Origin of the sequence: Acinetobacter sp. B51(2017), assembly GCF_003711395.1 — a bacterium.
Lineage (GTDB): Bacteria > Pseudomonadota > Gammaproteobacteria > Pseudomonadales > Moraxellaceae > Acinetobacter.
On sequence record NZ_PJRJ01000030.1, the window covers coordinates 24,987 to 34,021 of the forward strand.

A 9,035-nucleotide genomic window follows, 5' to 3' on the forward strand; every position below is an offset into this window, starting at 1 on the left:
ATGAGCATGATAAAAATTTTATAAGCATGATTTATTTATGAAGTGATAATTATTAATATGAGTTAATTGTTATTAATAAATATTACTTATCATGTCTTTACGGTTTGTAGATAAATTTGATGAAGATTTAACCTAAATTGGCATACTGATAGAAGCTCTACTGTCATCATCAGCAGGTCGACAAGATGATGTAAAGGGCCTTAACTGTGCTTAAATTTGATTAGATGCTCATATCATCAATCATCGGTGTCCATCACATGATGACGTTGTTGATGATAATTTTCTTCGGTTTCACCTTGTTTCCAATAGGGCACAGCATATAAGTATGATTTAGGAACATGATACTGCTGTCGAAATATTTTGCGTAAAGCGATAACACGGGCATTTTCGCCAGCTAAAGTCACAGAAATCTGCTGGGTATCCCAATTGAGCTGTTGTAACGAGGTCTTGATTTTTTCATTAAAATCAGCGTTTGTGATTTGCCAGTGGACTTCTACACCTGTTGGATGTAACAGATCAATTTGCTCATGAGGGGCATTGATCTCGAGCCAAACTTGACCTTTTGCATCTGTTGGAAGTTGCTCAAGTGTGGCAGCAATCATCGCTAGGGCAGATAAATCACCGACCAAGATCCAGTACTCAGCATTGGGATGAAAGCGTGCTTGACCACCAGGCCCTGCTAAACCAAGAACATGGCCTGGTTGTGCATGCCTTGCCCAATCTGCTGCAATACCAAAGGTTGGATGCAGCACAAAGTCAATTGCTAATAATTGTTCCTCTGCTAAGAATTGACGCACGGTATAGGTACGCGTCACAGGCTTTTTCCCTTCAGGCCAAATGATTTTTCCTTGAGCATTTCGGGAAGGGAGCAGAGGTCGGTGTGAAATCTGATCTGGAAAGAAAAGCTTAATATGTGCGCCGTGGTGTTCAGCGCTCAGGCCTGAACAATCTTCAGGACGAAAATAGACACGGTGTAGGCTACTGGAAAGCCGTTGAGTATGGTGCACAGTAATATAACGCGCAGCAGGTGAGGGAATAAGAGCCATATATATTCTGCTATAAAACGAGGTGTATGCAGGTCAAAGCAATCGTCCTGATACTCAAAAAATGAAAAGTATTGTTACATCAACTACAAAGGTATTATAAATAAATATTGTTTGCAAATGATAATGATTCTATTTATTATTTAATCGTTACTTGATTTGTGAAGTAATGAGTGCTTTTTTTCTATAGATACGTCTAAAAAATTTATAGCAAATTATAATTTTTTTGATCAGTGGTATGACACATGCAAACAATGGATTCTTTAGCTCCTTTAACCCGCGCGCAGCATAGTATGTGGAAAGGGCATCATTATCATGGCAGTTATCCGTTTCACACCGCAGAATGGTTGGTCATTGAAGGGCCACTACACCGTGAGTTATTTCATCAAGCCATTGAGCTGACACTTAAAGAAGCAAAAGCATTGCATTGGCGTGCTTTGGAAAAAGATGGCAAAGTATTCCGTATTGATGATGTCGAACTACGTCCACCACAGTTTGTCGATTTATCACATTTAGACGATCAAGGTATTTTAGATTGGGCAGATCACGCGGTTGAGCCTGAGTTTGATTTAAGTCGCGGGCATTTATATGACTATACTTTCGCACATTTAGGCGAACAAAAGTACGGTTTATTTTTTAGGGCACATCACGTTGCTTTAGATGGATATGCTTATGCTTTAATGATTCATCGTTTTTTAGATTATTATCAAGCCTTAAAAAATTCTACAACATTGCAAAATAAACCTTTTCAACACTTTGAAAAATTCTTAGCCGATGAACAACGTTACTTAGAGTCTCCCAAAGCAGAAAAAGATCTGCAATTTTGGCGTGACAACTTCTCATATGATTTAGCCCCTAAAAAACGTTTAAAGCGCAAATTAAAGCAACCATTTTCTCAAGGGCCGCGTTATGAAGACGTGATTGATTGGGACATGCAACAACGCATGAACACACTGGCTGCAGAACTTAAGCTGCCAAGTGCGATGATTGTCATGGCGGTAATGATGATTTATTTAGCCAAACAATCAGGTGATAAGAAACAATGCTTTGGTGTGCCGATGATGTCACGTCTAGGTACAGCAGCAATGCGAATTCCATGTTTAGTCATGAATATTTTGCCTGTCCGTTTAGCTGCGACAGGCCAAGAAAATTTGCCTGAAACTGTCACATTGCTAGCACAGCGCTTGGTTGAAATTCGTCCGCATCAGCAAAGCTACTTCGAGCAAATGCGTTTTGTATTAGAAGGATTTGATCCTTTTGAAAATATTTTATTTGGACCCGTCGTCAATTGGATTCCTTATCCATTACCTGAGCAGTTTGAAGGATGCCTTTTAACTAAGACTACAATTTCAGCCGGGCCAATTGAAGACTTTGATGTTGCGATTACCAACAAATTTGTGAATGGAATCGAGCGTTTATATTTGGCAGTAGATGGTCATAAAGAGTTATATGATGTGGAGTCATTGCGTGAATATTGGCATGATTTTATGAATATGTTGCGCTTATGGCTACAACAACCTCAGTTGGTTGGGGAGAAGCTCAACATTGAGAAAAAACTGCCAGAGTAAAGCAGTGATCACATTATTTTTAAAGTGATGTAAGCAGAATCAAACAGGTCTTAGCCAATCTCAATAGCCACAGACCCTTTCTTTATATTTCTATATCAAGTGAGTGGATCGTTCATGGATTTAAATAACTATTACGCAGCAGAACAGTGGCAAAAAATTCAAACCTTTGCTGAAACTAAAGCCAGTCCATTTTTATTGGTGGATTTAGATCGCGTTGAGTTTAAGTATCAAGAATTACGACACGGTTTTCCTCAAGCCCATATTTTTTACGCAGTGAAAGCCAATCCAAGCTGTGAAATTATAAACCGTTTAGATAAACTTGGGGCTTGCTTTGATGTCGCGTCAATTTATGAGTTAGATCGTGTGATTGAGTGTGGTATAACAGCAGAGCGTATTTCTTTTGGAAACACCATTAAAAAGGCAACAGATGTGGCCTATGCATATCAAAAAGGCGTACGTTTATTTGTCACTGATGCACAGGCAGATTTAGAGCAGATTGCTCAGTTTGCACCAAACTCGCGGGTATTTGTGCGCGTTTTGGTGGAATCAGGTCCCACATCTGATTGGCCATTATCACGTAAGTTTGGCTGTGATCGTGAAATGGCGATTGATTTAATGGTTCAAGCTAAAAAAATGGGTTTACAACCCTATGGCGTATCCTTCCATGTGGGAAGTCAGCAAAATGATGTCAGGGTATGGAAAACGGCTTTAGATGCCGTTAAACATATATTTGATACGCTTCAACAGCAACATGATATTCAGTTGAAGTTGATTAATGCTGGTGGTGGATTTCCAGCACAATATTTAGCACAGATTGATAGCATTCAAGAATATGCACGACATATTCAAGGGTATTTGACTGAGAATTTTAAGCAAGAAATCACTTTATTCTTAGAACCAGGTCGTTCTCTTGTTGGAGATGCAGGCGTTATCGTTTCAGAAGTTGTATTGATCGCGAATAAATCTGAACAGGATCAAAAACGTTGGATCTATACAGATGTTGGTGTATTTAATGGTCTCATTGAAACCTTAGGAGAAATGATTAAGTATCCAATTTACACTCCCAAAATGCAAAATGGTTCACCGCAAGCGGATGTTGTATTAGCCGGTCCAACATGTGACTCGACAGATATTATGTATGAAAAAATAGGCTATCCTTTGCCTAAAGATTTGGCGATGGGAGATCGCTTATATTGGCTCAGTACAGGCGCTTATACCACATCTTATGCATCAGTAGAGTTCAATGGTTATCCTCCACTAAAAACGTATTATCTATGATGTTATAAAAATTTTAGTCTCCTCAGTCCAACACTTAGGGTAATCACCTGAGGAAGACTAAAATAAACCTTTTATGAGGTGAATGCTGCGGCTAAAAATCGTCCTAAAATTTACAGCAAAGATGACGAAGTTTATTATGAAAAAGATATAAAGACTAAAATAGAATATAAGATCTAGATGTCCCAATAAATAATTTCGTTCATATTAAAACCATAAAAAAAATAGGTATATAAATCGTTAAATTATAAAATTTAGCTAAATAGTTAATTGATATAAAATACTAATTCTTTGCGTGAAAATAGTAATAAATGATCAAGATTTATGATTAATTTAATGAATAAATATGAATTTAATATGTATATTTTATTATCATAAATTGATAAGTTTTTTGGTTTTTATTATATTGACAATACAATAAATTTTTGTAAGTGTATGAAAATTATTTATATTTTTTATTTAATTTTTTTGAAATATTATCCAAGTAATCTTGAGTATAGGGGTCAATTGCGGTTTAATTATTTTTTAATAAAATTGATACAAAAAGGTATTAAAATTGTTAAATATTTTTGTAGAATCGAATAGCCATTTAAGTAAAGAACCGTTTTAACGGCATATATAAACTTTTTGGTAAGACTTCATAACAAACTAATTTGAAAGCTATAAACAAGGGTATAACCATGATCGTCAACATCCTCGGTCTCATCACAACACCACTTTCATACGTGCTGAGCACGACATTACAGACGCTTACCGGTAATCTATTTAAGAAAAAGAGTGATCCGATTGATGAGCTTAAGACTGAGCTTAGTCAAGCGGGTTTATCAAAAACAGCTGTAGACTCAGCAATTTCAAGTGTAAATAGCGGTAAGGTGGCGACGCCATTATTCAATAACTTGGCACAGCAAGTTAAAGTTGGTGCAGTATCAGCGACGTTTGCTGAAGGGATCGTAAATGGTATTGACTCAGGTAAGCTTTCACCAACGCTTGCAACAACGCTTTTCGATCAAGTCGTTGAAGGTAAATTACCTGTTGATCTAGTGACTAATATCTTTAGTGGTTTAGGCTTAACCACTTTAAATCAAACGGTTAAAACATTAACCAATACTGTTGATAACGTAACAGATAAATTAACAGACGCAGTGGATGTATTGGTTGACGGGCTTACGGATGTGTTGGGTGGTTTGTTAGGAGGTGTCTCTCTGGAAGGCGTTGATCGTCTTGTGGGTGGCTTAACCCAAACTGTAGATGGTTTAGTTGATAAGACCACAGATGTGGTTGACCATGTTGCAGATGCTTTATTTGCAAATAACGTATTGATTAAACTATTAGAAGGTTTAACAGGTGGTTTACTTCCACTGGATTTAGTAACGACTCTAATTGGCGGCTTAACTGGCGGCTTGTTGTCATTAGGTGTTTTAAATCACCTGATTGATGGCTTAACAAACGGTATCCTTTCTTTGGACTTCGTTGGTGATTTACTAGGCGGTGTAAACGGCGGTATTTTATCATTAGATTTACTGACCAAACTGATTGAAGGTTTAACGCAAGGTATCTTGTCTTTAGATTTAGCAGATGGCTTATTAGGTGGCTTAACAGGTGGATTACTTCCACTTGATCTAGTGACGAACTTAATCGGTGGCTTAACTGGCGGTCTATTATCGCTTGACCTAGTCACTGATCTTCTAGGCGGTTTAACAGGTGGATTACTTCCACTTGACCTAGTTACGAACTTAATCGGTGGCTTAACCGGTGGTCTATTATCGCTTGACCTAGTCACTGATCTTCTAGGCGGTTTAACAAACGGCTTGTTATCACTAGACTTGGTAACTGATCTTCTAGGCGGTTTAACAGGTGGATTACTTCCACTTGACCTAGTGACTAACTTAATCGGTGGCTTAACTGGCGGTCTCTTATCGCTTGACCTAGTAACTGATCTTCTAGGCGGTTTAACAGGTGGATTACTTCCACTTGACCTAGTTACGAACTTAATCGGTGGCTTAACTGGCGGTCTATTATCGCTTGATTTAGTAACTGATCTTCTAGGCGGTTTAACAGGTGGATTACTCCCACTTGACCTAGTCACTAACTTAATCGGTGGCTTAACTGGCGGTCTATTATCGCTTGACCTAGTCACTGATCTTCTAGGCGGTTTAACAAACGGCTTGTTATCACTAGACTTGGTAACTGATCTTCTAGGCGGTTTAACAGGTGGATTACTCCCACTTGATCTAGTGACTAACTTAGTTGGCGGCTTAACTGGCGGTCTATTATCACTAGACTTGGTAACTGATCTTCTAGGCGGTTTAACAGGTGGATTACTTCCACTTGACCTAGTGACGAACTTAATCGGTGGCTTAACTGGCGGTCTATTATCGCTTGATTTAGTAACTGATCTTGTAGGTGGTTTAACAGGTGGATTACTCCCACTTGATCTAGTGACTAACTTAGTTGGCGGTTTAACAAACGGCTTGTTATCACTTGATCTAGTGACTAACTTAATCGGTGGCTTAACTGGCGGTCTATTATCGCTTGATTTAGTAACTGATCTTCTAGGCGGCTTAACTGGCGGTCTATTATCACTAGACTTGGTAACTGATCTTCTAGGTGGTTTAACAGGTGGATTACTTCCACTTGACCTAGTGATGAACTTAATCGGTGGCTTAACTGGTGGTCTATTATCGCTTGACCTAGTCACTGATCTTGTAGGTGGTTTAACAGGTGGATTACTCCCACTTGATCTAGTGACTAACTTAGTTGGCGGCTTAACTGGCGGTCTATTATCACTAGACTTGGTAACTGATCTTCTAGGTGGTTTAACAGGTGGATTACTTCCACTTGACCTAGTGACGAACTTAATCGGTGGCTTAACTGGCGGTCTATTATCGCTTGATTTAGTAACTGATCTTCTAGGCGGCTTAACTGGCGGTCTATTATCACTAGACTTGGTAACTGATCTTCTAGGTGGTTTAACAGGTGGATTACTTCCACTTGATCTAGTGACTAACTTAGTTGGCGGCTTAACTGGCGGTTTATTATCGCTTGACCTAGTCACTGATCTTCTAGGCGGTTTAACAGGTGGATTACTCCCACTTGACCTAGTGACGAACTTAATCGGTGGCTTAACCGGTGGTCTATTATCGCTTGACCTAGTCACTGATCTTCTAGGCGGTTTAACAAACGGCTTGTTATCACTAGACTTGGTAACTGATCTTCTAGGCGGTTTAACAGGTGGATTACTTCCACTTGACCTAGTGACTAACTTAATCGGTGGCTTAACTGGCGGTCTCTTATCGCTTGACCTAGTAACTGATCTTCTAGGCGGTTTAACAGGTGGATTACTTCCACTTGACCTAGTTACGAACTTAATCGGTGGCTTAACTGGCGGTTTATTATCGCTTGACCTAGTCACTGATCTTCTAGGCGGTTTAACAGGTGGATTACTCCCACTTGACCTAGTGACGAACTTAATCGGCGGCTTAACAGGCGGTTTATTATCGCTTGACCTAGTCACTGATCTTCTAGGCGGTTTAACAAACGGCTTGTTATCACTAGACTTGGTAAATGATCTTCTAGGCGGTTTAACAGGTGGATTACTTCCACTTGACCTAGTGACGAACTTAATCGGTGGCTTAACTGGTGGTCTATTATCGCTTGACCTAGTCACTGATCTTCTAGGCGGTTTAACAAACGGCTTGTTATCACTAGACTTGGTAAATGATCTTCTAGGCGGTTTAACAGGTGGATTACTTCCACTTGATCTAGTGACGAACTTAATCGGTGGCTTAACTGGCGGTTTATTATCGCTTGATCTAGTAACTAACTTAGTTGGCGGTTTAACGAATGGTTTGTTATCGCTTGATCTAGTGACTAACTTAGTTGGTGGTTTAACAAACGGCTTGCTATCGCTTGATTTAGTGACGAACTTAGTTGGCGGTTTAACGAACGGCTTGCTATCGCTTGATCTAGTAACTAACTTAGTTGGCGGTTTAACAAACGGCTTGCTATCGCTTGATCTAGTGACTAACTTAGTTGGCGGTTTAACGAACGGCTTGCTATCGCTTGATCTAGTAACTAACTTAGTTGGCGGTTTAACGAATGGTTTGTTATCACTTGATGTCGTTACTGATGTATTAGGTGGTCTAACGAATGGCCTCTTATCACTTGATGTTGTGACTGATTTGGTCAGTGGTTTAACCAACGGTTTATTATCTGGCGATGGTTTAGGTAACTTACTAGGTGGTTTGACGGGTTCTGGTAATAGTGATAGTGGAACGTCTACAAATCTTGGCGATTTGCTAGATAATTTATTAAATAACATTACTGGTTCAGTGGACGTAAATGTAGATGGCGATTCAGTGAATGGCTCTATCAATGGTGGTCTCTTAGGTGGTCTGCTTGGTGGCTTAGCGACTAAATCCGCATTTGCAGTTGATGTTGAAGCACCAGAAGTCGTATCACTTGCTGAAGAACAGCAAGCTTATGATTTAGTAAACGAACTTGTTTCTACAGTGCTAGAAAGCAATGTAGTTGACCAAGTAGTTACCGAAACAGGTGAAACTTTAGATATCGCAGTAACTCAGGTAGAGTCGGCAGTTATTGAACCTGTATTCGTAGCGACGATTGATCAGGACTCTAATATTGATCAATTGCTTAACTCTCAAAGTTTCGTTTAATTAAAAACTAGATCATTCGTATAAATTTAAAGTCGTCTACCTTAGGGTGGACGATTTTTTAGATCTGATGAAATTAAATTTAGCCTTTTAAATCATTCTATGTAAAAGAACACAAAGATCTTAGATATAATCTATTGAAAAATGATGATTTATCTTCTTCATGATGAATATTGATAATCTATAAATCTCTTTCATAAATCAAAAACCGATCTATCTTTTACTGCTTATTTGTACCCAATAATTTTAAATATTCACGCATAGTCGCAACGAGTTTTGATGTGTCAGAGCCTACTGCTTTAAGAATCGTCCGCTACGTAGAGGACTGCCTCATCAAGTCCAATCGTAAGCGTCCGCTGAACACACCTTATGAATTCATCCTATAAGCCTTAATTTAGTCCCCACTTAAAAACAAGTGGGGACTAAAATTTATGACTATAAATCACCAGACATCCATCGCATCTCTTGCGAAAAAA

Annotated in this window: 4 protein-coding genes; 3 read left to right on the forward strand and 1 reads right to left on the reverse strand. The window is 38.9% G+C overall.

Annotated features, from left to right (window positions below; all coding sequences use genetic code 11):
• Window positions 1–236: 236 nt before the first annotated feature.
• Entirely contained in the window at window positions 237–1,046 is an 810-nt protein-coding gene (locus tag CYK47_RS12510; protein ID WP_122902184.1) for a siderophore-interacting protein, read from the reverse strand.
• A 242-nt stretch (window positions 1,047–1,288) separates the two neighbouring features.
• On the opposite strand from CYK47_RS12510, the gene CYK47_RS12515 reads away from it, so the two are divergent.
• The 3 genes from CYK47_RS12515 (at window position 1,289) to CYK47_RS12525 (ending at window position 8,562) form a co-directional block, all read left to right on the forward strand.
• Window positions 1,289–2,611: a condensation domain-containing protein gene (locus CYK47_RS12515; RefSeq protein ID WP_122902185.1), complete on the forward strand. Its 1,323-nt coding sequence runs from the start codon at window positions 1,289–1,291 to the stop codon at window positions 2,609–2,611.
• A gap of 114 nt (window positions 2,612–2,725) precedes the next feature.
• The gene (locus CYK47_RS12520; RefSeq protein ID WP_122902186.1) at window positions 2,726–3,889 is read left to right on the forward strand and encodes a type III PLP-dependent enzyme; all 1,164 of its coding nucleotides are present in this window, start codon (window positions 2,726–2,728) and stop codon (window positions 3,887–3,889) included.
• Window positions 3,890–4,566: 677 nt separating this feature from the next.
• Window positions 4,567–8,562, forward strand: a complete 3,996-nt coding sequence (locus CYK47_RS12525) for a hypothetical protein (protein ID WP_122902187.1) — start codon at window positions 4,567–4,569, stop codon at window positions 8,560–8,562.
• Window positions 8,563–9,035: the final 473 nt, after the last annotated feature.

Bases quoted from the DNA above. Each gene is read 5' to 3' on its own strand.
- CYK47_RS12510 (WP_122902184.1), bottom strand. From the start codon at position 1,046: ATGGCTCTTATTCCCTCACCTGCTGCGCGTTATATTACTGTGCACCAT.
- CYK47_RS12515 (WP_122902185.1), top strand. From the start codon at position 1,289: ATGCAAACAATGGATTCTTTAGCTCCTTTAACCCGCGCGCAGCATAGT.
- CYK47_RS12520 (WP_122902186.1), top strand. From the start codon at position 2,726: ATGGATTTAAATAACTATTACGCAGCAGAACAGTGGCAAAAAATTCAA.
- CYK47_RS12525 (WP_122902187.1), top strand. From the start codon at position 4,567: ATGATCGTCAACATCCTCGGTCTCATCACAACACCACTTTCATACGTG.